We start from the raw sequence: 23,275 nt of genomic DNA, 5'->3' as shown, positions 1-23,275 counted from the left end.
TTTCTTCACATAAATCAGGGTTATAACAAGACAGAGGTTGAAGCAGCGCGGAAAAGGGTACTGAACAGCACGATGCTTAGTTCGGTCATATCTATCATTAATGGAAGCAGGGATAATCTATGAATACACCCAGAACTGCAAAAGAGGTAACAAAAGAGAACAGACCTGAACCAGTAACAGGGAGTGAAGGCACCGGCCGGAGAGCGGCAATCGCCTTAACCGGAGCGAGCGGATATATCGGCCATAATCTGCTGAAGCTCTTAACCGGGGATTACGACGTGATCGCTCTGTCAAGACACGGGAACCAGAAGGAGAACAGCCCGAATGTAGAGTGGCGCTCCTGTGAGCTGTTCTCGATGTCATCGGCAGAGCAGGCACTGCAAGGCGCAGACTATGCCATCTACCTCGTTCATTCGATGCTGCCTTCGGCTAAGCTGACCCAAGCGGCCTTTGAGGACATGGATGCCATACTGGCGGACAATTTTGCCCGGGCAGCCCGCAAGAACGGCATTAAGCAGATCGTCTACTTAAGTGGCATTATTCCCGGGAATATCCCGCAGGAGCAGCTCTCCCGCCATTTACGCAGCCGGCTTGAAGTAGAGCGAATCCTCGGCTCTTACGGGGTACCTGTTACAACCATACGTGCCGGATTGATTGTGGGACCGCAGGGCTCGTCCTTCCCGATCCTCGTCAAGCTGGTCCGGCGTCTGCCGGTCATGCTGCTGCCGAAATGGACGCGGACACCCACCCAGCCAATCGCCTTGTCAGAGGTACTCCTTGCACTCCGCAAATGTATCGGCAGCGCTGGGTTATACGGCCGTGCGATCGACGTCGGCGGTCCCGGCAGCATGACTTATAAAGAAATGATGCTGAAGACCGCGGAGGTCCTGCACAAAAAACGGAGATTATTTGATATTCCGCTGCTGACCATCCATCTGTCGCGCCTCTGGGTGACGCTGATCACCGGAGCGCCGAAGGAGATGGCCTACCCGCTGATTGAAAGCCTGGCCCATCCGATGGTTGTTCATCCCGCGCGGACGGTTCCCGGCATCAGCGATGGCCGGATTCCTTTTGATGAAGCTGCGCGGGAGGCGCTGAAGGAGGAGGACGAAGCCGCATTAAGGCCTAAAGGAAAATCAGCCGCCCCTGCGAAAACAAACTCAGGAAGCAAACCAAAACCAGCCGCCGATGTCCGCTCCATTCAGCGCGTAGTACTGCCGGGCAATACCAATACCGATTGGGCCGCCCGTTATTATCTGGAGTGGCTGGGCAGAACATTGAAGCCGCTGGTCCGTATTGATTATGACGGGCGGAATATCTACCGGGTGCACCTGCGGGCCAGCCGCACCCCTATTCTGGAGTTGACCTATCTCCCGGAAAGGAGCAGTGCGGAGAGTACAGTGTATCAAATTTCCGGCGGAGCCTTCACCAAAAAAGGCGATACCCATGAAGGCAGGCTTGAATTCCTCCAGATTCCCGGCACCCGGGAATGCGTCATTGCCATCCATGATTATCTGCCTTCCCTGCCGTGGTTTCTCTATAAATACACACAAGCCAAAGCCCATCTGTGGGTAATGGCCGCCTTCCGCAGACATTTGCAGCGGTTAGGCGCCAAGTCTTAAGCTTCGCCCTTCCTCCGATACCCTGCCGGTTCTCTAATAGGAGGACGGGGGTCAGTTATAAATATTCCTTTACAGGAATATTCCTGTTATGGTATATTGTATTCAGCAAAGGAAAGTAACGCAAGCGAATGGATGATGAATATGAATGCAACGGTTATGAGTGCCTTGGCTGAACCTAACCGCCTGCAGATGGTTGAACTGCTGCGCGGGCATCCGCTAACTGTAGGAGAAATCGCCCGGCAGCTGCAGATTCGGCAGCCCCAAGCCTCTAAGCATTTGCGGGTTTTAAGCGAGGCCGGAATCGTGGAGTCCAAGGTCGATGCCAACCGCAGAATCTACAGTCTGTGTCCGGCTCCTTTCCGGGAACTGGACGATTGGCTGGAGAACTACCGTGTACTTTGGGAGGACAGACTTAACCGTCTGGATGATTACTTACAGACGCTGGAGAAGAAATTGCCGGCAGAGCAGCAAGACTAGGCTGGACGTGATAAGCACATTTCATGCAATCAGAGAGGATGAGAGCAAATGACTAATCAAATGGTATCCAGAGTAGAGGACAAATCGCTTATTCTTGAACGTGAATTCAAGGCTCCGCGTGAGCTGGTATTTCAGGCATTCTCACAGGCGGAGCATTTGAAGCACTGGTGGGGCCCGCGTGGCTGGAGTCTCCCGGTATGCCATATCGATTTCCGCGAAGGCGGAGTCTGGCACTACTGTATGAAATGCGAGGACAAGAATCAGGGCGATTTCTATGGAATGGAGTCCTGGGGCAAGGGCGTGTACCGCGAGATCATCGAGCCCGAGAAGATTGTCTATGTTGATTATTTCTCTGATGCTGAGGGCAATGTGAACGAAGATTTGGCAGAGACGCTGGTAACGCTGACCTTCACCCAAACGGACAGCGGGACATTGGTCATTTGCCGCTCGGATTACGCAACCCCCGAAGACCTGAAGCAGGTAATGGATATGGGCATGCTCCAAGGCATCACGGAAACCTGGAACAGACTGGTTGAGCATTTGGCCAGCATACGTTAGAACATCGGTTAGATACAGCACACACAACAGGCACCCGCTGGAGACTTCTCCGGCAGGTGTTTTTTACATGGATAGATCTATTAATCCGCTGCATCAGACGGGCTAATCAATCCTTATGATGGCTGTCCCACAAATCCTTGTGCATTAGTCCGGCAAACACAAGCAGAATCAGTGAAAGGATCATCACAAACTCTCTAAGTGTGTTCGATATGCTGTCTATGTTGTAACCAAAAACTATATTTATCCGGCCCCATAACAGGTTAAGACAGAGCAAAGCCACGGTGGAGTAAGTAATCCATACACTGCGGAGATAGAGATTATAGGTGCGTTGCGGGCCATTACCGATAAAATAGCGGCTGTACCGTACCACATATGCCGCAAACACTATAAAGGCGGTTAACTCCAGGGCGACAAGCGTCAAATCAATGATTCCCATGCAGATCATCTCCTCTCTTGCCCAGGCCGGAATGATGCAGGTCCATCAGGCTTTCGATATCATTCATTTCATAGGCTGCCTGGATTTTGCCTAACTTCTCGATTTCTTTCTTCACACGACTGGGCTTGATCTCATTTTTTCTGAAAATATCGAGGAGCTTCACTTGTCGACGACCTCCCCACTATTCATTTTATCAGCGCTCTCTCTTACCTTGGTCTCTCTTGTCATGTCTTCCCTTTCAATAAGCAGCTTGACGAGTGAACGGTTGTATTGATTGAGCTCCTTCTCGTTCTCCTCATCACGTTTCTGATAATGCTGTATGACCTTTTCTTTATTCGCGATCTGCCGGATGCTCCAGACTAAAGCGATGGATAAAAGGACATTAAGCACGACTGAGCCGTCGTTGTTATTGAACAGGCCAGTCAATGCATTCAAATCCATCAATATCACCCCATTTGTGAACAAATCTATAGCTGCTGCCGGAAGAACATCTGCTATACTCTATTCATTTTGCAAACCTATGGATTGGGTAATTTAGTATTTTGTTAGAATGATGTTACATGCCCTCTCTATTGATTCTGTGCATCAAACGAAAAATAATGATACTATGTATGATGGATCAAAGACTTTTTATATGTTGCAACAGGAGAAGATAACATGGAACCGAATTTTTGGATGGATTTACCGAAGCCGTTTTTTATATTAGCTCCAATGGAAGATGTCACAGATATTGTATTTCGTCACGTCATTAGAGAAGCTGCAACACCTGACGTATTTTTCACGGAATTCACAAGTACAGAAAATTATTGTCACCCTGTTGGAAAAGAAAATGTAGGTGGCCGGTTAATGTTCACAGCTGATGAGCAACCGATTGTCGCTCATATTTGGGGCAATAGACCTGCACTTTTTGAACAGATGAGTATGGATATGAAAAAACTTGGTTTTCGTGGGATCGATATAAACATGGGGTGCCCGGCACAAAACGCCGCATCTAGTGGAAAAGGGGCTGGATTAATACGCCATCCTGAAGTTGCAGCAGAAATTATTCAAGCAGCAAAAGCAGGCGGATTGCCGGTCAGTGTGAAAACAAGATTGGGTTACTCTAAAATTGACGAGTGGCGCGGCTGGTTAGGACATATATTGAAACAAGATATTGCGAATCTTTCCATTCACCTTCGTACAAAAAAAGAGAAAAGCAGAGTAGCGGCACACTGGGAGCTAATTCCTGTAATAAAAAAATTGCGCGATGAAATTGCTCCTAATACGTTGTTAACCATTAATGGAGATATTCCGGACCGCGCAACAGGATTAAAAATAGTTGAACAACACGGCGTTGATGGTATCATGATTGGCCGTGGTATTTTCACCAATCCATTTGCTTTTGAAAAAGAACCCAAAGAACATAGCGCGAAGGATTTTCTCAATTTACTTCTTTTACAGTTGGATCTGCACGATAAATATTCAACAGAAACCCTGCCGCGTTCATTTAAACCACTGCTTCGCTTTTTCAAAATCTATACTCGTGGATTTAGAGGTGCAGACGAACTAAGAAACCAATTAATGGATACCACGTCAACAGACGAGGTTCGCCGTTTAGTAAAACCTCTATTAGATCAAGTATTAGATTGAAGTATATCTCCTTTAAAATCATCAAACGCATATGAAATACCTAGAAAAAAGAAAGAGACCTTTCGTATATAACTACGAAAGGTCTCTTTTTTAACACATTTTGGTCAAAGCAGGTTTCCTATCAAGGAAAACTCTTGATATATAAGGGCTCTTAGCCCTTATTACATCATGCCGCCCATACCGCCCATGCCGCCCATGTCTGGCATGCCGCCGCCTTTTTCAGGCTCTGGCTTGTCAGCGATGACAGCTTCGGTGGTCAGGAACATAGCTGCTACGGATGCAGCATTCTGCAGCGCGGAGCGAGTTACCTTCGCAGGGTCAACGATTCCGGCTTCGAACATGTTCACCCATTCGCCGGTTGCCGCGTTGTAGCCTACACCAACAGTTTCTTTCTTCAAGCGGTCCACGATAACGGAACCTTCTTCTCCAGCATTCGCAGCAATCGTACGGATTGGCTCTTCCAGAGCGCGCAGCACGATGTTGACACCAGTTCTTTCGTCGCCGGTTACATCTACAGCTGCTACAGCGTTATATACGTTCACAAGAGCTGTACCACCACCGGATACGATACCTTCTTCAACCGCAGCGCGGGTTGCGTTCAGGGCGTCTTCGATGCGCAGTTTGCGCTCTTTCAATTCTGTTTCAGTTGCTGCGCCGACTTTGACAACGGCTACGCCGCCAGCCAGTTTAGCCAGACGCTCCTGCAGTTTTTCCTTGTCGAACTCGGAAGTGGTTTCTTCCAGCTGGGAACGAATTTGGCTTACGCGTGCATTGATGTCCGCTTTGTCGCCGCTGCCGTCTACGATAGTAGTGTTTTCTTTGGTTACGCGCACTTGGCGGGCGTTACCCAGTTGTTCGATGGAAGTGCTCTTCAGGTCAAGACCCAGCTTCTCAGTGATTACTTGGCCGCCTGTCAGAGCAGCGATGTCCTGCAGCATTGCTTCGCGGCGGTCGCCAAAGCCAGGGGCTTTAACAGCAACAGCGTTGAAGGTTCCGCGCAGTTTGTTCACGATCAGCATAGCTTGTGCTTCGCCTTCGATATCTTCAGCGATAATCACGAGCGGACGGGCCTGCTGTACAATCTTCTCAAGCAGCGGAAGAATTTCCTGCGTGCTGCTGATTTTCTTGTCAGTGATCAGGATGTACGGGTTGTCCAGAACAGCTTCCATTTTGTCCGTGTCGGTAATCATGTACGGGGAAATGTAGCCGCGGTCAAACTGCATACCTTCAACCACTTCAAGCTCAGTCAGGAATCCGCGGGATTCTTCAACAGTGATAACACCGTCTTTGCCGACTTTTTCCATAGCTTCTGCAATCAGTTGACCCACTTCATCGTCAGCCGCGGAGATCGCAGCTACTTGAGCGATAGCCTGGGAATCTTCGATTGGCTTAGCAATCTTCTGCAGTTCAGCAACAGCTGCTTTAACCGCTTTGTCGATCCCTTTGCGGATAACCATTGGGTTAGCGCCTGCAGTTACGTTCTTCAGACCTTCGCGGATCATGGCCTGTGCCAGAACCGTTGCAGTTGTAGTACCGTCACCGGCTACATCGTTAGTCTTAGTAGCTACTTCTTTAACGAGCTGTGCGCCCATGTTCTCGAATGCATCTTCGAGTTCGATTTCTTTGGCGATGGTAACACCGTCGTTAGTGATCAGCGGGCTGCCGAATTTCTTCTCGAGCACCACGTTGCGGCCTTTAGGACCCAGTGTAACTTTTACTGCGTTTGCCAAAGCATCAACCCCGCGAAGCATCGAGCGGCGGGCGTCTTCACTGAATTTAATTTCTTTTGCCATTAGTGTTAACCTCCTAAAAGTTTGTGAGCGTTACATCTGGAATACACTTCGAACAAACTGGCTTCGAAAGCATATGCCTGGTTTGTGTTACGTGCGTTGAAGCTTAAGTATGGTTACGGCTAAACTTATAAACGTTCTTCTTAGTCAAGAATCGCGTGAATGTCGCTTTCCTTCATAATCAGATATTCTTTGCCTTCATATTTGATTTCGGTTCCGGCATATTTCGAGAAGATCACGCGGTCGCCTTCTTTAACTTCCAGTGGTACACGCACTCCGTCTTTAAGAGCTCCGCTGCCGACTGCGATAATTTTGCCTTCCTGCGGCTTCTCTTTGGAAGAGTCCGGAAGCACGATACCGAAAGAAGTGGTTTCCTGTTGCTCGCTTGGTTCTACCAATACGCGTTCACCTAGTGGTTTGATCATGAAAAATAGCCTCCTTTGAAATTATGTTATTTACCTTGAGAACATAGATTGGGATGCCGGAGAATCAAAAAGGATTCATACGGCTGCTCGTGAAAATATCGTCTTGGCGCGGCCTCTGCCGGCTAATCCCATATTGTTCAGCTCCGTTAGCACTCAACCATCTGTAGTGCTAACAACAATTTTTATGATACTCAACTTGAAGAAGGATTTCAAGTCCTTTTACGTAAAATCGCATTGTTTTACGGAAAAATATGGTTTGCAGGGTTGTCCGGCACACACTCTCTTACATTCTATCCACCAGAAGGCAAAGTATGCCCGTCCCGGCTTCAAAACTCAAGGTTCAAAGCCGGGGGGTCATTGTCAGAGCTCCTCTTGTTTAACATAACGCGCTTCCCGTACGGCATCCTCCGCCAGCTGCTTGCGGTAGACAAAGGCTGAGAGAAATACGCTGAACTCATAGAGCACGAGCAGCGGAAGGGTTACCAGAAAGTCCGAGATGAAATCGGGCGGCGTAATCACTACGGCAATAAAGACAAGCGCGAAATAGGCATACCGCCGCATCCGGCGCAGGCGCAGCGGATTGAGAATTCTCAGCTTTGTCAGGAACATTACAATCAGCGGCAGCTCAAACAGCAAGGCCAGCGGAATGCACAGGCTGAACATGAAGCTGAAATATTCGGCAATCCCGTACGTCTCCTCAAGCCCCATGCTGCGGGTAATAGTGATTGTGAATGACAGCGCCATAGGAAACACAATGTAATAGGCAAATGCTATGCCCAGTATAAACAGCACGAACACATAGGGCACATACCGCAGCGCCGCACTACGCTCCAGAGGCCGCAGCCCGGGACTGATGAACGCCCACAGCTGATAGACAATGAACGGCAGTGAGATCGCCAGCGAGACCGCCATGGCAATCTTCATATACATGCCGATGCCGTCCCAGAAGGAAAAGGCATGCAGGACAAATCCCTCAGCCTGATCGGCGTGGATCAGGTACAGATAAATCGGTTTGGCGACGAACAGTCCGCCGATAAGACCGGCCACAAACACAATCAGCACATAGATAATTCGTCTGCGCAGTTCGGTTAGATGATCAACCACTGACATTTCTTCCGCTTCCAGAGACATGATATGGCACCACCCAATGACTTATGTAGAATTCCCCGTAAAAAAAAGGGGGCGCCGCCCAGTCTTAACCAGACCTGAGAGGAACGCCCCCGCGTAGATAAATCGTATTATTCCGGAAGACGCCGGTCCTGCGGAAGTTCTGCAGCTATTTTCTGCGGGGCCGGCGGAACAGGCGCTTCACTGCGCTTTGCCGGTTCCGGCTCGCTAATAATCTCACGTGCCCCGTCCTTGAACTCACGGAAGGTGCGTCCGACTGCACGCCCAAGCTCAGGAAGCTTGTTTGGACCAAAGAGCAGCAGCGCCAGGATAACCAGTAAAATAATTCCGGGAGCACCAATACCATTCAGCATTTGTTATTCCTCCTCGTCACTCTGTCCGTTCATGATATCTTAAACACTAATTTAATAATACCATAACTTTTATCACACATCCAACCAGCTTTTCTGCAGATTGGATGGGACACAGACAGAGGCCGGCAGAGGTTATTGACGGTACTGGCCGGTGACCATCAGCAGCGCTTCCGGCAGCTGGTCCATAATTGCTGCCAGATTCTCATGTACACCTTTCGGAGTACCCGGCAGATTAACAATAAGCGTTCTTCCGCGGATTCCGCAAATGCCGCGGAAAAGCATCACCGCGCGGTTCTTTTGCATAACTGTACTCCGCATCGCTTCTGAAAGACCGGGCACCTCCCGTTCAATTACACGCCGGGTCGCTTCCGGTGTAACATCACGGATTGCCAGGTCGGTTCCTCCTGTAGTCAGCACCAGGTCGGCCTTAAAATAATCCGTAAGCTCAATCAATGCGGCAATAATCTCATCCTGCTCATCCGGCACGATTCTGACCTCAATGATCTCACCGCCAAGCTCTTCTTCCACCAGCTCCCGAATAACCTGGGCGCTAGTGTCTTCCCGTTCGCCCCTGGACCCTTTATCGCTGGCCGTCAGGATTGCTGTTTTCCACGCCATAGGTTGTCCCTCCCTCTCTATGTACTATGTATGGACGGCTGCGGACTGCAGCCTTCTCGCGCTTTAGCCGTGCTGTGTTTAAACCTCCAGCGCATAATCCCCATTTTTCCCGCCGCTCTTTGACACCAGCATCGTCGGTCCGATAATCATGTCCTTCTGCAGCGCCTTGCACATGTCGTACACTGTCAGCGCTGCCGCAGAAACGGCCGTCAGCGCCTCCATCTCCACACCGGTCAGCCCGGTTGTCTTGACAGTTGCTTCTATATAAAGTTCATCTTTGCTGTTATCCGAGAAGCGGATGTCAATGCCGGTCAGCGGCAGCGGATGGCACATCGGGATCCAGTCGGCTGTTTTTTTGGCGGCCATGATTCCAGCGACCTGAGCGACAGCCAGTACATCCCCTTTACCGATCCTGCCGGCCTTGATGGCATCAAGCGTCCCGGGGTCCATCTTTACCTTGCTTCTCGCAGCGGCCGACCGCTTGGTGATCTCCTTGTCGCTGACATCCACCATACGTGCCCGGCCCTGCTCATTAAAATGGCTTAGTTCCATGCTGTTTCTCCTTCCGGAAATCCATGATACCGTCTTCTGTAATCAACATGTCCATATAGGCATCATGGTAATCCATGGGTACCTCCGGAATCAGCTGCTGGCTGAATGCCAGGCCGATCCACAGCAGAGCTCCTGCGGATGCCGGAGGCTCCGCTTCCCAGGCCGCCCGCAGACGGTCATAATAGCCGCGTCCGTAACCGAGCCTTCCGCCGCGGCGGTCAAAGGCCAGTCCAGGTACGAATACAGCATCCGGACGGCACTGCCCGCCGGGTTCACAAGCCGGGGCGGAAATAGGCTCCTGGATACCATAAGCTCCGGCGGCAAGCTCTTTCCATGAGTTTACCGGATGCAGGCTCATCTTTCCTGTGGACTGGATCACACGGGGCAGCAGCACCTTACGGCCTGCTGCCCAGGCGCCATCGATCAGCGGGCGTGTGTCCAGCTCCGAACGAAACGGCACGTAGGCAAGCAGCGTCTCTGCACCTTCCCGTGCAAGCCACTCCGCTGCATAACTGCAGACCAGAGCAGACAACGCCTCTCTCTGGTCTGCCGGCAGCTTGTCGCGGACGGCGGCTCTCTCCGCACGCAGTTCCCGCTTTAATTCGGCGAGTAAGGCGCTCTGGCCTGTCATCTGCAGCCGCCTCCTCCTGTTCATATGACTAGCTTATCATAGTTTGTAAACTCAGTTTACCACTCTTCTCCCCGGTTCGCCAAGGTTGTATCATTTGCCCTGTTATGCGAATCAATTAAGATGTTCTCCTGCTATCCTGCTGTCAAAAAACACGCTGCGCTCCCCAATTCTCCCAGCTTTCCGCCCCCCTGCCGCAAAGCTCCTGCCCCCTCGCGCCGCTGGCGCTTTTCATGTAAACTATAGAATAAGCAAGTTACACGGCCGGGCGTCAGTGCCAAGGCGAAATATGCAAGGGCGGAGGTTTCATTGGTATGCTTCTTCAAGCGACAGGAATTTCGAAATCATATGGTATACAAAGCGTGCTGGACGGCATCAGCCTGCAGGTGAATGAGAAGGAACGGGTTGGACTGGTAGGCGTTAATGGCGCCGGCAAATCCACCTTCCTGCAGATCCTCGCGGGTGAGATGTCCTTTGACAGCGGGCAAATTCATAAATCCAAAGAAACAACTATCGGCTATCTGGCCCAGAACAGCGGGCTGCAGTCGGACAAAACGATCCAAGAGGAGATGCTCGCTGTATTTGCTCCCCTGATCGAGGCGGAAGCCGAGCTGCGGCAGATGGAGGCGAGCATCGCTGATCCTAAGCTTGCCGATGATCCGAAACGGTATGAGGATTTGCTGGAACGGTACGCCAAACGGTCAGATTGGTTCAAAGACCACGGCGGTTATGAGATGAACACACGCATCCGCAGCGTGCTGCACGGGATGGGCTTCGGGGAATTCGCACCGGATACACCGATTGCCACCTTAAGCGGCGGACAGAAGACTCGCCTCGCGCTGGCCCGCATCCTGCTTCAGGCCCCGGATCTGCTCATGCTCGATGAACCTACGAACCATCTGGACATTGAGACGCTGACGTGGCTGGAGGATTATCTGCGCAGCTATGCCGGCGGAATTCTGGTCGTCTCCCATGACCGGTATTTCCTCGACAGGCTGGTTACCACGATCGTTGAAATTGAGCGGCATCAGTCCCGGCGGTATACAGGCAACTATAGCCGTTATATGGAGCTGAAGGCTGCAGAATATGAGATCCGCATGAAGCAGTACGAGAAGCAGCAGGATGAGATCTCCCGGATGGAGGATTTCGTGCAGCGTAACATCGTGCGTGCTTCTACAACCAAACGTGCCCAGAGCCGGCGCAAAGCGCTGGAAAAGATGGACCGCATCGACAAGCCGCTCGGCGACCTGAAGAAAGCCAGCTTCTCCTTCGAGCCTGACTTCATGTCCGGTAAAGAGGTGCTGCAGGTACGTGACGTTGCCGTATCGTTCAGCGAAGAAGCAGCGCCACTCTTCCGTAACGCATCCTTTGAACTGCGCCGCGGCGAAACAGCAGCACTGATCGGCCCGAACGGGATCGGCAAATCAACGCTGCTGCAATGCATGACCGGTACCCGGGAGCCATCCGCCGGAACCGTAAACTGGGGAGCCAAAGTAAAAATCGCTTATTACGATCAGGAACAGACAAGGCTCAACCCGCGCAATACGGTTCTGGAGGAGCTGTGGAGCGAATATCCGATGCTTGAAGAGGCCCGGATCCGTACCATTCTCGGCAACTTCTTGTTCAGCGGGGAAGATGTCCTGAAACGGGTCTCAGCTTTAAGCGGTGGTGAAAAAGCACGTGTGGCACTATCTAAGCTGATGCTGCGCGGCGCAAACATGCTTATTCTCGATGAGCCTACCAACCATTTGGATCTGGTCAGCCGCGAGGTATTGGAGTCCGCCCTGATCGATTTTGAAGGAACCCTGTTATTCATCTCCCATGACCGTTATTTCCTTAACAAAATGGCGGAGCGCGTTCTGGAGCTGCATCCCGGCGGCATCGACCAGTATCTTGGCAACTATGATGATTACGTTGAGAAGAAAAAAGAACTGGAAGCCATCGCCCTAGAGGAAGCCGAGCTTACGGCGGCCAAAGCCTCGCGCAATGCCGATCTTGATGCCGCAGCAGATAAAGGCAGTGCCTCCTCTTATGAAGCGGACAAAGCGGCCAAACGGGAGGAGCGGAACCGGCAGCGGCAGATTTCAGAGCTGGAAGAAACCATCGCCCGGCTGGAGGAAGAGATCGCCGGAATTGAGCATGAAATGACCAAACCGGAGGTTTATCAGGATTACATGGCGCTTCAGGAGCATGAGAATGACCTAAAGGACAAAAAAACGCAGCTAAGCGAACGGTTTGACGAATGGGAGCAGCTGGCTGACGAATAATGTAATCAGGTTAAATAAATATTTTCAAACTGTTACCGATTTGTTCATAAAAACTTATCCACATTCCCATCCACAGTTTTCGTGTATAACTCTCCGTAAAAAAAGCCCCCCGGGGCCTTTTTTTATGCGATAAATCGCTATTTTGTTTGTCAAGGACTTTTTATCCACCGAATTATCCACATTATCCACAGTTTCCACAAAAACCTCACACAGGATAACTCCACATTTCAGCAGTTCAGAAAATAGGCGTTATTGCTGATTTTACACGGTTTTTACACAACTAGTGCAGAATATGTGGATAACGTTGTCCACATCTTGACAAAAGCCGCATGGGCTAAATTTCCATCCTGCAAATCAATGAAGGAAGCCGTACAGAATGCCCGGCCCAATGAAAAACAGACCCTCATCATGGCGCGTTTATGCACCAAGATGAGGGTCTGCAACCCCTGCCTATTCCACTACAGGCAAAGCTTCTTCCCGGACCTGCTCCACCTGGGCGGAGAGCAGTGCCGCATTGCAGGCGGCGATATAAGCTATCCCTGCTGCCATCACAATATCCTGATGGATCGCTGTCCCCCGGAACTTACTGCCTTCCCATTCCACCATAACCGCAGCTTCGGCCTGGGCGTTCTCCCCGCTGCCCAGTGAATGCAGCTCCAGTCCCGCAAAGCTGATATGCTCGGCGATTCCCTGGCTGATTGCAGCAATGACTGCCTCCAGCGGGCCGCTACCGGTGCTGGTGTACGCATTTTCTGTGCCGTTTTGCAGGTGGCGGACCGTCACTGCTGCCACCCTCCGCGGGGCGCTGCCGGCCAGCACCTGAACATCGCCCAGCTCGTAGACCTGGGCCTGCTGTCCGGTAGCCGTGCTGACCATCCGCAGCAGCTCGTCATCGCTGACCGCTTTCTGCCTGTCGGCTGTCTCTTTGAAGGATTCGTAGAGGGCATCCAGCTCTGCCGCATCCAGGGCAATCCCATACTTCGCCGCGCGGTCCTTGAGTGCGTGTCTGCCGGAGTGCTTGCCCAGAATGATCATGCTGCGCGGAATCCCCAGCCGCTCAGGGTCCATAATCTCGTACGTGCTTCGGTCCTTCAGCAAACCGTCCTGATGTATACCGGACTCGTGCTGGAAGGCATTTCTGCCTACGACCGGCTTGTTGTAGGCAATCGGGAAATGCATCGCTCCGCTGATCATCCGTGAGGTATCATACAGCTTATCCAGCACGATCCCCGTTTCAGCGCCAAGGGCATCCCCGCGGGTCTCAAGGGCCATAACCAGCTCTTCCAGCGCACAGTTCCCGGTGCGTTCGCCGACACCGTTGACCGTTACCTCGATTTGGGTTGCCCCGCCGGCAATGGCTGCCAGACTGTTCGCTACAGCAAGCCCCAGATCGTTATGACAATGGGCGCTATAGCTTACATTCTGTCCGCCTCTGGCGCCAAGGCGCACCCGCCGGAACATCTCCCCGTATTCATGCGGCAAGGCATATCCGACCGTATCCGGCAGGTTGATGATAGTGGCCCCTTCTTCAATAACTGCCTCAACCATCTCAATCAGGTCATCGATTCCGGTCCGGGCCGCATCCATTGCAGTGAACTCCACCACCTCGCAGAACTGCCGGGCATAGGCTGTCATTTCACGGGCAGCCGCTACGACCTCCGGCCGGCTTTTTCGCAGCTGGTGGCGCAGATGAATGTCGGAAGAGGAAATGAACAGGTGAATCCGCCGCCGCTCTGCATCCCGGGTCGCCCGGACGGCGGCATCGATATCACCCCGGACAGCGCGGGCAAATCCGCAGATTTCCACGCCCTGCACCTTGCGGGAGATCGTCTCCACAGCGGCAAAATCCCCCGGGCTCGAAATCGGAAACCCTGGCTCCAGCACATCCACGCCCAGCTCAGCCAGCTTATAAGCGAGTACGATCTTTTGTTCAGGCGTCAGGCTAGCTCCGGGAGCCTGCTCGCCGTCACGCAGCGTTGTATCAAAAATTTGAATCCGTTTTTTCACCGGTATAATCATGGAAAACCCTCCTAAAGTTTAGTTAGCATACGCTGTTCACTGGATGTTGCGCAGGGCACACGTCGACTTGCCCCCTGCTGTTCCCGCCCACTGCTGCCGGCAGCATCTCAACCGCTTTGATCTCAACACAAAAACCCGCCGTCTCTATAAAGAGACGGCGGGTTACCCCTCCGCGGTACCACTCTTTTTGACGCATCCGGCTCCTATTCATAGCAAACCGCAAGCTGCGTCCAGCTCTTTCCCATCCTTAGCCTCGTGTCCATTTAAGGCACAGGTCAGCCAAGGATGAGTGTCTGGTAACGGAGACATCCGTTGCGGCGTACATCTGTATTTTCCGCCGCTCCGCTCCCGGGCGAGATTCAATGCTTCATAGGCGTCTGCGTCGCACCACCCCGCAGCTCTCTGTACACCTTCGTCATCTACTGCTCCCGTTCATTGCGTGTAATCCCTATAAGTACACAAAAAAGCCTGCCGTCTCTATCAAGAGACGACAGGCTGTTAACCTTCGCGGTACCACTCTTGTTGATATTCCGGATCAGCCCAATTTCTGCTGTCCTCTGAATATCCACTCAATAGTCAGGCAAGTTCATACGGTTGCTTCAGCATCCGCCTCCACTGCCTTGACCACCCTCTCACGGAGGTTACCCGTAGCGGTGTACGAAAGGTCCGGCACAATCTGCATGCCGTTTAATGTCCCTCTAGAAAGAACATCCCGCTTCCACCGCTCCGCTCCCGGACGAGTTCAGGTCTCCTTCGGCTGCGTCGCACCTACCCGCAGTTCTCTTATCCCGGAGCTATCCCTACTGCTTCCCTTCATCGCGTTTGCATCATTGAATTGGGTAGATTATACTCTTCCCGTTCAAAGGATGTCAATAGGCGGACACCGACCATTTTTCCAGCGATAAGCCCGGATCGGCAACCATATCCAGCGGTGTACTGCCGTCATGCCGCCATTTCACATAGGCCGCAGCACCGATCATCGCAGCATTATCCGTGCAGTACACCGGCGGAGGAATGATCAGCTCAATGCCCTCTGCCTCGCAGCGGGATACCAGTGCTTCACGCAGCCCTTTGTTGGCAGCAACCCCGCCGCAGAGCAGAAGTTGCTTGGCCTCACAGGCTTTTACAGCCCTGACGGCCTTCTCCACCAGCACCTCGACTACAGATTCCTGGAAGCCGCGGGCAATGCCGGCCACATCCGGTTCCAGTCCCTTCATCTTGCTCTGGTTCACCACATTCAGCACTGCCGACTTCAGACCGCTGAAGCTGAAATCATAGGAATCCGGCTCCAGCCATACACGCGGCAAGGCCACCGCTTCTGCTGCTTCACGGGCCAGACGGTCTACATGCGGACCACCCGGATACGGAAAACCAAGTGCGCGGGCGACTTTGTCGTAGGCTTCGCCGACCGCATCATCGCGGGTGCGTCCGATAATCCGGAAATCCCCTTCGCGCTCCATGTTAACCAGCTCCGTATGTCCTCCGGATACAACGAGGGTCATGCACGGATACTGCAATTCCTTCACTAGCCGGTTGGCATAAATGTGCCCGGCAATATGATGCGTGCCGATTAGCGGCTTGCCCCAGGCCAGCGCTAGGCTTTTGGCCGCAACAACACCCACCAGCAGCGCGCCGACGAGTCCCGGTCCTTGCGTAACCGCAACTGCCGTAAGCTCCTCGGGCTGTACCCCAGCAGCTGCCAGCGCCTCCTCAATCACCAGGGTGATTACCTCGACATGCTTGCGTGAGGCCACCTCCGGCACTACGCCGCCGAAGGCGCGGTGAGTTTCAATCTGGCTGGAAATAATATTCGCCAGCACCTCGTGGCCGTCTTTGATCACTGCTACTGAGGTTTCATCACAGCTCGTCTCAATAGCCAATATAAGTACAGGCTCAATAGCGCCTGTTTCAGTATTCATTTTAGATCCACGCTTCCTTCCGTCAACCCTTGCTCTCCATACTCCGGCAGATCCGCCCACATAATCAGCGCATCCTCACGGTTGTCCGAATAATACCCCTTGCGGGTACCGGCCGGCCGGAAACCTTTTTTGCGGTATAAATTCTGGGCCACCTCATTCGAGACCCGCACCTCTAGCGTAATGGACTTCATACCCAAAAAGCTCGCCGTCTTCATCAGCTCCTCCAACAGCCGGTCGCCCCATTTGCGTCCCCGATAAGCTTCGAGCAGCGCAATGTTCGTCACATGGGCCTCGTCGACAATCGCCCACATCCCGGCATAGCCGATGATATGGCCGGCCAGCTCCATCACCATGTATTTGGCAAAATGATTATGGGTCAGCTCATTACGGAACGCTTCCTCCGTCCAGGGCATCGTAAAAGCTTCCCGTTCGATCACGAGAATCTCTGGAATATCCTCAAGCTTCATCAGGCGAAATACAGGACCACTCTCCTGTTCTCCCGCCCGCGTAGGGTCCGTCATACTTTGCTCGCGCTCCCTTCACTGCTCCGGCGCAGATTGGCTTCCGCTTCAGTAAGCTGGGTATAATTCGGGATTAACCCGTGAATATCGTCACCGCCGCTGCCCGTGAGCAGGCGTTCCTCACCAAGGAGCGCTGCCCAGCGCCCTTCCAGCTCGTAAGGCTCCGCATGCACTTCCGCTGCTCCAAGCAGCGGACGAAGACTGTCCCCGCTGCCATGCAGGGCAGTCTCTCCGACAAACCAGACGGTCCGCGGTCTGCTGCCCTCTGCCTCTGCCTGTTTTAGCCTGTCTGCCAAAAACAGCACCCAGTCAGCCATAAGGCGGATAGCATCCGGTTCGATGCGCTGCGGAGCGAGGGCTCCGCCAGAAGCGAATAATCCTGTGTAAACTTGCCCCCGCCGCGCATCGAGCAGAGGAATAATCCAGTCCGGCCCAAATCCGTCCGTGTGTGCAGCCTGTTCAGCCGCAGCAGCCCGCTTCTCCTGTATAGCAGCATACCCGCCCCAGGCCAGCGCATGCAGGCTGGAAATGCCGACGACCGGCACCTTCCAGGCCCAGGCCAGCGTCTTGGCCGCAGTCACCGCAATACGGGTACCCGTGTATGAGCCTGGACCCAGACCGACAGCCACTCCGTTAAGCATCGAGGCATCCGTACCGCTGGCCTGCAAGGCCTGCTCAATAATCGGCAGCAGGTGCACAGAATGGTTCCGCTCCCCGGATGCATTAATCTCATGCAATAGTCTGCCTTCTTCAGTTATAGCTACTCCCAGGACAGCCGTTGATGTATCCAGCGCCAAAAGCCGCTTGCGCGGCCCTTTATTTTCGTTCATCATCCTTGTTTACCCCACTTCTGGATCAGCTCCCGGCACAATTCACCATAAGGCTCCCCGGTTCCGGTTATCGTAATGATACGTTCCTCCGGTCCGGCTGTTTCCATATATATATGCAGATGCCGCGGCGGCATCAAATCTGTGATGATACTGCTCCATTCCACCAGGCATACTCCCTGCCCGTAGAAATATTCGTCCAGTCCAAGCTCGTCCGCTTCCTGCAGCGAGATCCGGTATACATCCATATGATACAGCGGCAGACGCCCATCATATTCTTTGATTATAGTAAAAGTAGGACTGTTAACAATCCCCTGCACGCCCAAATGGCGCGCAAAACCTTGCGAGAACGCCGTCTTCCCCGCACCCAGATCCCCGTCGAGGCCAATCACCATACCGGCTGTAGCTGCGGCGGCTATCGCAGCTGCCAGCAGCTCCGTATCCTGGAGGCTGTACGAACGGTAAGTGAACACCGTTTCATCGTTAATGTCCAAGCTGCAACTCCACCTTTTAAAATAGTACCAACACCGCAATACTTTTAATTATATCGGTATGCTACGGGTACCGCAACAACCCTCTCTACTCCTCGTTGCCTGCAGCGAAGGGAGGAGAGAGTTTCCGGCTTTTTGCCCGCGCCGTCCTGTTTAGAGCGCTCTGGGAGAACATACTATGCAGAGCCATTCCAATGATAATGACAGCAATCCCTATCCAGGACAGCAGGGATGGCAGCGGGGAGGACAGAATCAGCATTTCACCGGCAAGGGCGAATAATACCTCAAGCGACTGGGTGGCCTCCACTGCCGCGAGCCCGCTCATGCTGCTGCGCACCATATCCGTGGCGCGGAAGAACAGGACGGTAGCGATCACTCCGGAAGAAACGGCAACAATCAACGATTGTCCAGCTTGGGAGCCTGTAGGCAGCCCGGCATCTGCATAACCGATGAGCGCCAGGATCAGCCAAAAAGGCAGACTGGCCAGAGTCATGCCAAGAATGCGCTGAAAGACGTCCAGCCGGTCTCCGCACAGCTCCATCATCTTGCGGTTGCCAAGCGGATAGGCGAAGGAAGCAATCAGCACCGGCACGATGCCGAGCAGCACCTGAGATATAGCCAGCTCACGGGCATGCTCAGTCTGGAGCAGCGCCACTCCGGCCAGAATAATCAGTGACAATCCGAGGCCGCGGAACGGGATTCGGCCGCGCTCATAGACCCGCCCGTCAGGTCCGTTCACCCATCGGCCGAAGAACGGGGCGAGCAGCGATCCGGAAATAATCGTTAGCTGCCAGGTTCCGGCTGTCAGCCAGCCAGGAGCATATGCGGCCGCGAAGCAGATCGGAGCGTAGAACAGGCCAAAACCGACCGTTCCCCAGAGCAGCCATGCTGCAGGGCGCTCCTTCATTGCTGACAGAAGCGGCTTCAGCCGGCCCCGCCCTGCTACAATCGCCAACAGAAACGGCAGTGTAAACAAGTAGCGCAGCGAGGCGCTCCATGCCCAGCTCCCCCCTGACAGCTCCATCCGCCGGTTAAGCACAAAAGTTACTGCAAAAAACAGCGCCGAACAGACGCCTAGTATAATAGGACGCACGTTATCATCTCTTTTCTGCAAATTCACATCCCAAATATAGGCGGTAGCAGCAGTTAGCGTCAACCTTTGTGTCAGCTATCATGCAAAGCTTAAGCACTGGCTTTATGCAGCATGTACGGAATGCCAAAAAAGCAGAGCAGCCTTATCCATCACAGAAGGATCGCTGCTCTGCTTATATTCCGTTATAAATTCCAACTCTGTGTGAACAGCCGCAATTTGAAGGAGACGCCTAAATTCCCTGTTCCTCCAGCCGCTCCACACCAACCGTATGGGTATTCGTTGGACGTGATCCCACCTGCACTGTAGCCATGCCGTTTGCTTCGTCCACACGCTCGATCCACACCGGCTCCCCGTCCAAATGTACAGAGATCATCTCCTTGGAAGCATAAATGTCCTTTGCCCGTTTTACGTCCATTTTTTTGGTCTCCTTAAAGTTTTGTAATAGCATAATCTTCACTGAATCTGGTTCGTGCAAAACTGACTTCGAAAGCATACGCTTAGTTTTGTAATAGCATAATCTTCACTGTATCCGGTTCGTACAAAACTGACTTCGGAAGCATACGCTTGTCCCTCTTATTCCTCGTCTGCTTCGGGTTCGCCGATCGTTGCATCCGCATCCAGATACCCGGCGGCGTCTATATTCAGCTCATCATCCGGATCTGCGATAATATTCGCCCAATCCACGACCTCTGCCGGTATATCCTGCTCCGACAGCGTATCGCTCCACTCATTCCGTCCTCTGTCCATAGGTTCCTCCATTTTGCTTCGCTGTAATGCATACCACTTGACGCGGCTCCCCTTCAGGTCCTGGCTTTATTTTTTCCCAAGGTTCGCAAAAAATGCATCAGGCTAGAAAATGCGGCATCGCCTCATACTAAGCCATAGCACTTATTATCAGGAGGCGATATCGATGCATACCGTTTGGAAAGGAGCCATCAGCTTCGGACTTGTGCATGTACCGGTCAAAATGTTCTCCGCCACGGAGGATAAAGACATCTCCCTGCGGTACATCCACAAGGAATGCGGCAGTCCGCTGTCCTATGTACGCAAATGCCCGGTTTGTGAGAAGGAAGTGGGCTGGGAGGAAATCGGCAAGGGCTATGAGTACGAAAAAGGAAAGTTTGTCCTGTTTGACAAAGAGGAGCTGGACCAGCTCACCGAAGAAAGCAGCAAAAATATTACGATCCTTGATTTTGTGGATTTGACGGAGATCGACCCGATTTATTTTCAAAAGACCTACTATCTGTCCCCGGACCAGGCGGGCACCAATGCTTACCGGCTACTGATGGAGGCGATGCGCCAGACGGGTAAGATCGGGATTGCCAAGATTTCCATCCGCTCCAAAAGCAGCCTAGCCGCCATCCGTGTGCTGGAGGACTGCCTGGCGATTGAGACGATCTTTTATCCGGATGAGGTGCGACCGGTCTCCCAGGTTCCCGGATTGCCGGAAGCAGGCATGGTGAGCGATAAAGAGCTGGATATGGCCAAGCTGCTGATCTCTCAGCTGTCCACACCGTTTGAGCCGGAGAAATATACGGATGACTACCGTCAGCGGATGCTGGACTTGATCTCACATAAAGTTTCCGGGGAGGAATTCCATATCGCACCGTCGCGGCAGGAGAACAATGTCATCGATCTGATGGCTGCACTGCAGGCCAGTATCGAAGCTGTCCAGCATATCCCGGCCGATCCCGGCCCTTCTCTGGCCGGCTCAGTCGGCAAGCCAAAAACGGCAGCCGCAGCAAAGAAAAAAACAGCGAAAGCCAAAACAGCTGAAGCGGCGCCGGGAACTGCCGTAGTTAACGAAGCAACCGGGCCGATTCCGGTCATAGCTCCCAAAGCGAAGCGGCGCAGCTCTAAAAGCAAAGAGACCGTTTCCTGAACCTTCGTGCATACAACATACTCAGGAGGTGCGCCATGGAAATGCAGCCGGTTATACCGTTTGAACCTGTACTCGCTGCGCAGCTCCCGTCCGGCAGCCAGTGGATCGCACAGATCAAATGGGACGGGGTCCGTATGCTCTCTTATTATGACGGGAACCATGTAGAGCTGATTAACCGCCGCGGCAACCGGCGCACATTGCAATATCCTGAGCTGACGGTGCCCCGCAGCTACTGTCGCGCAAACTCCTTCATTCTGGACGGCGAGGTCATCGCGCTCAGCGGCGGCAAGCCGTCCTTCCATGAAGTGATGCGCCGCGACAGTCTGAAAAGCGAAACAGCTATCCGGGCAGTGAGGCCGCAGGTACCGGTCCTGTATATGGTATTTGATATGCTCTACTGCAACGGCGTATGGCTGCTGGATCAGCCCTTATCCCGGCGGCAGCAGATGCTCAGTGAGATGCTGCTGCCGCATCTCCATGTGCAGAACGTGCCCAGCTACGCGGATCCGGCAGAGCTATTCTCCGCTGCCCTGAATGGAAGACTGGAGGGGATTGTCTGCAAGGACATTAACAGCACCTATGCCCCCAGCGGGAAAGATAAACGCTGGCAGAAGCGCAAGATCATCTCTGATGTGACCGCAGTTGCCGGCGGCGTCACCTTCCGCGACGGCATCGTAAATGCCCTTCTGTTCGGGCTCTATGATGATGCGGGCAAGCTGCACTATATCGGACATGCGGGGGCAGGACGGATGACTGCCATGGATTGGCGGAATCTGACTGCGCAGGCACATAACCTGACCATACCCGTGATGCCTTTCGCGTCCCTTCCACAGCGCAGTAAGGGCGCTGTCTGGATCAAACCCAGCCTCGTATTCAAGCTGCATTTTCTGGAATGGAACAGCTCAGGCACACTGCGCCAGCCGGTGATACAGGCACAGGTTGACCTGCCTCCGGAGGATTGCCGGATCGGACAAAGAGGGTAAGCTCTGCTTCCAGACTGATTAGAAGCATAGCTTACCCGCTATACAGAGACTTATGTAAAGGAGGATATCCTATGCCGGCCGTGCTCAAAGGCTCCATCACCGTAGACGGACAAGAGATCACAGTTACGAACCCGGACAAGCCTCTCTGGCCGGAGGTTGGAATCACCAAGCGGATTTACCTGCAAAAGCTGGCCGTACTCTCTCCTTACCTGCTGCGTTACTGCAAAGACCGGCTGTTAACGGTTATCCGCTATCCGCACGGTGTGCCGGGGATGTCCTTTTATCAGAAGAATGCCCCCCAGCCGCTGCCCGGTTTTGTGAAGACAGCCCTGCAGGACGGGATTGAATATATCGTCCTGCAGGGCCTGCCCGAACTGATCTGGCTTGGCAATCTGGCCGCGCTGGAATTTCACCCTTCGCTGCATTATGCAGGAAGCAGCCTGCCCTGTGAGTGGATGATCGATCTGGATCCTTCTCTTGAAGTGGAGCCGCGCATTATGGAGGCGGCCGCTATGGTCGGGGATGTGCTGAAATCACTGGGCCTGGCTTCGGTTCCCAAAACCTCCGGGGCCACGGGAGTGCAGATTATTATCCCGGTAAATCCGGGGATTTCCTTTGATGAGCTGCGTAAAATCGGCCATTTCGTCGGACGTTATGTCACCGAGAAGCGGCCGGACCTCTTCACATTAGAGCGGCTCAAGAAACACCGCGGAGACAAGATTTATTTCGACTATCTGCAGCATTACGGCGGCAAAACCTTAGCCGCTCCCTATACACCGCGCGCCCGGCCGCTGGCTACTGTATCAACCCCGCTCCTGTGGGAGGAGGTCGCCCGCAATGTCTCACCTACTGATTACCATCTGCTGAATATTGAGGAGCGGCTGAGCCGCATGGGGGATCTTATTGCCAAGGTGCCGCCGCAGCCGGTCAGTGATATTGTCTCGAAGCTTCCATAAAGCAGCCCCCAAACCCTTCCACAGGCAGCAATAAGCCCGCAGATGCCTTTAACAGGCTGCGGGCTTATCAGGTGTCCAGCTTTTGGACAGAAGGTATTCTA

At 53.1% G+C, this 23,275-nt stretch carries 26 protein-coding genes and 1 other annotated feature; of the genes, 8 read left to right on the top strand and 18 right to left on the bottom strand.

Translation table 11 applies throughout. The features are described from left to right. Nucleotides 1–119 precede the first annotated feature (119 nt). The 3 genes from L6H70_RS21075 (at nt 120) to L6H70_RS21065 (ending at nt 2,657) form a co-directional block, all read left to right on the top strand. Nucleotides 120–1,622, top strand: a complete 1,503-nt coding sequence (locus tag L6H70_RS21075) for an NAD(P)H-binding protein (RefSeq protein ID WP_236336087.1) — start codon at nt 120–122, stop codon at nt 1,620–1,622. A 141-nt stretch (nt 1,623–1,763) separates the two neighbouring features. Then, the gene (locus tag L6H70_RS21070) at nt 1,764–2,099 is read left to right on the top strand and encodes an ArsR/SmtB family transcription factor (RefSeq protein WP_236336086.1); all 336 of its coding nucleotides are present in this window, start codon (nt 1,764–1,766) and stop codon (nt 2,097–2,099) included. 48 nt (nt 2,100–2,147) lie between these two features. Further along, the gene (locus L6H70_RS21065; RefSeq protein WP_236336085.1) at nt 2,148–2,657 is read left to right on the top strand and encodes an SRPBCC family protein; all 510 of its coding nucleotides are present in this window, start codon (nt 2,148–2,150) and stop codon (nt 2,655–2,657) included. A gap of 106 nt (nt 2,658–2,763) precedes the next feature. Here the strand turns inward: L6H70_RS21065 and L6H70_RS21060 are convergent, their stop codons facing one another. From L6H70_RS21060 to L6H70_RS21050, 3 genes are read right to left on the bottom strand one after another with little or no spacing between them, the layout of a single operon-like run. After that, entirely contained in the window at nt 2,764–3,093 is a 330-nt protein-coding gene (locus L6H70_RS21060) for a hypothetical protein (RefSeq protein WP_236336084.1), read from the bottom strand. Then, a complete protein-coding gene (locus L6H70_RS21055) occupies nt 3,080–3,256 on the bottom strand; it encodes a hypothetical protein (RefSeq protein ID WP_236336083.1) in 177 nt (58 codons plus the stop codon). Before L6H70_RS21055 ends, L6H70_RS21060 begins: the two co-directional genes overlap by 14 nt. After that, entirely contained in the window at nt 3,253–3,534 is a 282-nt protein-coding gene (locus L6H70_RS21050; protein ID WP_236336082.1) for a hypothetical protein, read from the bottom strand. Before L6H70_RS21050 ends, L6H70_RS21055 begins: the two co-directional genes overlap by 4 nt. Nucleotides 3,535–3,750: 216 nt before the next feature. Between L6H70_RS21050 and L6H70_RS21045 the strand changes: the two genes are divergently transcribed. Next, nucleotides 3,751–4,722, top strand: a complete 972-nt coding sequence (locus tag L6H70_RS21045) for a tRNA dihydrouridine synthase (RefSeq protein ID WP_236336081.1) — start codon at nt 3,751–3,753, stop codon at nt 4,720–4,722. 161 nt (nt 4,723–4,883) lie between these two features. Here the strand turns inward: L6H70_RS21045 and groL are convergent, their stop codons facing one another. The 7 genes from groL to L6H70_RS21010 all read right to left on the bottom strand — a co-directional run bounded on the left by groL (nt 4,884) and on the right by L6H70_RS21010 (nt 10,219). Next, nucleotides 4,884–6,515 carry a chaperonin GroEL gene (groL, locus tag L6H70_RS21040; protein ID WP_054939031.1) on the bottom strand — a complete coding sequence of 544 codons (1,632 nt, stop codon included), beginning with the start codon at nt 6,513–6,515 and terminating at the stop codon, nt 4,884–4,886. Between the two features lie 140 nt (nt 6,516–6,655). Then, nucleotides 6,656–6,937 (bottom strand): co-chaperone GroES, encoded by a 282-nt coding sequence (gene groES / locus L6H70_RS21035; RefSeq protein WP_054939030.1) that lies wholly within the window; start codon nt 6,935–6,937, stop codon nt 6,656–6,658. Nucleotides 6,938–7,297: 360 nt separating this feature from the next. Then, nucleotides 7,298–8,068 (bottom strand): twin-arginine translocase subunit TatC, encoded by a 771-nt coding sequence (tatC, locus tag L6H70_RS21030; RefSeq protein ID WP_236336079.1) that lies wholly within the window; start codon nt 8,066–8,068, stop codon nt 7,298–7,300. Nucleotides 8,069–8,175: 107 nt separating this feature from the next. Continuing rightward, entirely contained in the window at nt 8,176–8,415 is a 240-nt protein-coding gene (gene tatA, locus L6H70_RS21025) for a twin-arginine translocase TatA/TatE family subunit (RefSeq protein ID WP_236336178.1), read from the bottom strand. 135 nt (nt 8,416–8,550) lie between these two features. Beyond that, entirely contained in the window at nt 8,551–9,036 is a 486-nt protein-coding gene (locus tag L6H70_RS21020) for a MogA/MoaB family molybdenum cofactor biosynthesis protein (RefSeq protein WP_054939027.1), read from the bottom strand. 78 nt (nt 9,037–9,114) lie between these two features. Next, entirely contained in the window at nt 9,115–9,588 is a 474-nt protein-coding gene (gene moaC / locus L6H70_RS21015) for a cyclic pyranopterin monophosphate synthase MoaC (protein WP_236336078.1), read from the bottom strand. After that, entirely contained in the window at nt 9,569–10,219 is a 651-nt protein-coding gene (locus L6H70_RS21010) for a 5-formyltetrahydrofolate cyclo-ligase (RefSeq protein WP_236336077.1), read from the bottom strand. Before L6H70_RS21010 ends, moaC begins: the two co-directional genes overlap by 20 nt. Nucleotides 10,220–10,530: 311 nt before the next feature. Here L6H70_RS21010 and L6H70_RS21005 point away from each other — a divergent pair, with 311 nt between their 5' ends. Then, nucleotides 10,531–12,483 (top strand): ABC-F family ATP-binding cassette domain-containing protein, encoded by a 1,953-nt coding sequence (locus L6H70_RS21005; RefSeq protein ID WP_236336076.1) that lies wholly within the window; start codon nt 10,531–10,533, stop codon nt 12,481–12,483. Nucleotides 12,484–12,933: 450 nt separating this feature from the next. Here L6H70_RS21005 and L6H70_RS21000 read toward each other — a convergent pair whose 3' ends face one another. The 8 genes from L6H70_RS21000 to L6H70_RS20965 all read right to left on the bottom strand — a co-directional run bounded on the left by L6H70_RS21000 (nt 12,934) and on the right by L6H70_RS20965 (nt 20,100). Further along, nucleotides 12,934–14,502: a 2-isopropylmalate synthase gene (locus L6H70_RS21000; protein ID WP_236336075.1), complete on the bottom strand. Its 1,569-nt coding sequence runs from the start codon at nt 14,500–14,502 to the stop codon at nt 12,934–12,936. A gap of 147 nt (nt 14,503–14,649) precedes the next feature. Beyond that, nucleotides 14,650–14,947, bottom strand: a binding site (T-box leader). 424 nt (nt 14,948–15,371) lie between these two features. Next, nucleotides 15,372–16,421 carry a tRNA (adenosine(37)-N6)-threonylcarbamoyltransferase complex transferase subunit TsaD gene (gene tsaD / locus L6H70_RS20995; protein ID WP_236336074.1) on the bottom strand — a complete coding sequence of 350 codons (1,050 nt, stop codon included), beginning with the start codon at nt 16,419–16,421 and terminating at the stop codon, nt 15,372–15,374. Beyond that, nucleotides 16,418–16,942: a ribosomal protein S18-alanine N-acetyltransferase gene (gene rimI / locus L6H70_RS20990; RefSeq protein WP_236336073.1), complete on the bottom strand. Its 525-nt coding sequence runs from the start codon at nt 16,940–16,942 to the stop codon at nt 16,418–16,420. Before rimI ends, tsaD begins: the two co-directional genes overlap by 4 nt. Beyond that, complete coding sequence (gene tsaB / locus L6H70_RS20985) at nt 16,939–17,775, bottom strand: tRNA (adenosine(37)-N6)-threonylcarbamoyltransferase complex dimerization subunit type 1 TsaB (RefSeq protein ID WP_236336072.1); 837 nt, start codon at nt 17,773–17,775, stop codon at nt 16,939–16,941. The genes rimI and tsaB overlap by 4 nt, the downstream gene beginning before the upstream one ends. Next, nucleotides 17,772–18,263, bottom strand: coding sequence for a tRNA (adenosine(37)-N6)-threonylcarbamoyltransferase complex ATPase subunit type 1 TsaE (tsaE, locus tag L6H70_RS20980; protein ID WP_236336071.1), 492 nt, complete (start codon nt 18,261–18,263; stop codon nt 17,772–17,774). Before tsaE ends, tsaB begins: the two co-directional genes overlap by 4 nt. A gap of 85 nt (nt 18,264–18,348) precedes the next feature. Beyond that, complete coding sequence (locus tag L6H70_RS20975; RefSeq protein WP_236336070.1) at nt 18,349–19,353, bottom strand: DMT family transporter; 1,005 nt, start codon at nt 19,351–19,353, stop codon at nt 18,349–18,351. 229 nt (nt 19,354–19,582) lie between these two features. Then, entirely contained in the window at nt 19,583–19,768 is a 186-nt protein-coding gene (locus L6H70_RS20970) for an H-type small acid-soluble spore protein (protein WP_236336069.1), read from the bottom strand. Between the two features lie 158 nt (nt 19,769–19,926). Then, on the bottom strand, nt 19,927–20,100 hold the full coding sequence (locus L6H70_RS20965; protein WP_236336068.1) for a hypothetical protein: 174 nt from the start codon (nt 20,098–20,100) through the stop codon (nt 19,927–19,929). 163 nt (nt 20,101–20,263) lie between these two features. Between L6H70_RS20965 and ku the strand changes: the two genes are divergently transcribed. The 3 genes from ku (at nt 20,264) to ligD (ending at nt 23,174) form a co-directional block, all read left to right on the top strand. Further along, complete coding sequence (gene ku, locus L6H70_RS20960) at nt 20,264–21,235, top strand: non-homologous end joining protein Ku (RefSeq protein ID WP_236336067.1); 972 nt, start codon at nt 20,264–20,266, stop codon at nt 21,233–21,235. Between the two features lie 35 nt (nt 21,236–21,270). Continuing rightward, complete coding sequence (locus L6H70_RS20955; RefSeq protein WP_236336066.1) at nt 21,271–22,218, top strand: ATP-dependent DNA ligase; 948 nt, start codon at nt 21,271–21,273, stop codon at nt 22,216–22,218. Nucleotides 22,219–22,289: 71 nt separating this feature from the next. Continuing rightward, nucleotides 22,290–23,174: a non-homologous end-joining DNA ligase gene (gene ligD, locus L6H70_RS20950; protein WP_236336065.1), complete on the top strand. Its 885-nt coding sequence runs from the start codon at nt 22,290–22,292 to the stop codon at nt 23,172–23,174. The last annotated feature ends 101 nt before the right edge of the window (nt 23,175–23,275 follow it).

It is taken from the genome of Paenibacillus auburnensis, from assembly GCF_927798115.1.
Classification (GTDB): Bacteria; Bacillota; Bacilli; order Paenibacillales; family Paenibacillaceae; genus Paenibacillus_AQ; species Paenibacillus_AQ auburnensis.
This window is presented reverse-complemented; position numbering and strand designations above follow the sequence as displayed.

Excerpts from the sequence above, each read along its gene's own strand:
- tsaB (WP_236336072.1), bottom strand. The coding sequence starts at position 17,775 with ATGATGAACGAAAATAAAGGGCCGCGCAAGCGGCTTTTGGCGCTGGAT.
- moaC (WP_236336078.1), bottom strand. The coding sequence starts at position 9,588 with ATGGAACTAAGCCATTTTAATGAGCAGGGCCGGGCACGTATGGTGGAT.
- tatC (WP_236336079.1), bottom strand. The coding sequence starts at position 8,068 with ATGTCTCTGGAAGCGGAAGAAATGTCAGTGGTTGATCATCTAACCGAA.
- groES (WP_054939030.1), bottom strand. The coding sequence starts at position 6,937 with ATGATCAAACCACTAGGTGAACGCGTATTGGTAGAACCAAGCGAGCAA.
- groL (WP_054939031.1), bottom strand. The coding sequence starts at position 6,515 with ATGGCAAAAGAAATTAAATTCAGTGAAGACGCCCGCCGCTCGATGCTT.
- ligD (WP_236336065.1), top strand. The coding sequence starts at position 22,290 with ATGCCGGCCGTGCTCAAAGGCTCCATCACCGTAGACGGACAAGAGATC.
- L6H70_RS20970 (WP_236336069.1), bottom strand. The coding sequence starts at position 19,768 with ATGGACGTAAAACGGGCAAAGGACATTTATGCTTCCAAGGAGATGATC.
- L6H70_RS20955 (WP_236336066.1), top strand. The coding sequence starts at position 21,271 with ATGGAAATGCAGCCGGTTATACCGTTTGAACCTGTACTCGCTGCGCAG.
- L6H70_RS21060 (WP_236336084.1), bottom strand. The coding sequence starts at position 3,093 with ATGGGAATCATTGATTTGACGCTTGTCGCCCTGGAGTTAACCGCCTTT.
- L6H70_RS21045 (WP_236336081.1), top strand. The coding sequence starts at position 3,751 with ATGGAACCGAATTTTTGGATGGATTTACCGAAGCCGTTTTTTATATTA.
- L6H70_RS20965 (WP_236336068.1), bottom strand. The coding sequence starts at position 20,100 with ATGGACAGAGGACGGAATGAGTGGAGCGATACGCTGTCGGAGCAGGAT.
- L6H70_RS21020 (WP_054939027.1), bottom strand. The coding sequence starts at position 9,036 with ATGGCGTGGAAAACAGCAATCCTGACGGCCAGCGATAAAGGGTCCAGG.
- L6H70_RS21010 (WP_236336077.1), bottom strand. The coding sequence starts at position 10,219 with ATGACAGGCCAGAGCGCCTTACTCGCCGAATTAAAGCGGGAACTGCGT.
- tsaD (WP_236336074.1), bottom strand. The coding sequence starts at position 16,421 with ATGAATACTGAAACAGGCGCTATTGAGCCTGTACTTATATTGGCTATT.
- L6H70_RS21070 (WP_236336086.1), top strand. The coding sequence starts at position 1,764 with ATGAATGCAACGGTTATGAGTGCCTTGGCTGAACCTAACCGCCTGCAG.
- L6H70_RS21000 (WP_236336075.1), bottom strand. The coding sequence starts at position 14,502 with ATGATTATACCGGTGAAAAAACGGATTCAAATTTTTGATACAACGCTG.
- L6H70_RS21050 (WP_236336082.1), bottom strand. The coding sequence starts at position 3,534 with ATGGATTTGAATGCATTGACTGGCCTGTTCAATAACAACGACGGCTCA.
- ku (WP_236336067.1), top strand. The coding sequence starts at position 20,264 with ATGCATACCGTTTGGAAAGGAGCCATCAGCTTCGGACTTGTGCATGTA.
- rimI (WP_236336073.1), bottom strand. The coding sequence starts at position 16,942 with ATGACGGACCCTACGCGGGCGGGAGAACAGGAGAGTGGTCCTGTATTT.
- L6H70_RS21065 (WP_236336085.1), top strand. The coding sequence starts at position 2,148 with ATGACTAATCAAATGGTATCCAGAGTAGAGGACAAATCGCTTATTCTT.
- L6H70_RS21075 (WP_236336087.1), top strand. The coding sequence starts at position 120 with ATGAATACACCCAGAACTGCAAAAGAGGTAACAAAAGAGAACAGACCT.
- L6H70_RS21005 (WP_236336076.1), top strand. The coding sequence starts at position 10,531 with ATGCTTCTTCAAGCGACAGGAATTTCGAAATCATATGGTATACAAAGC.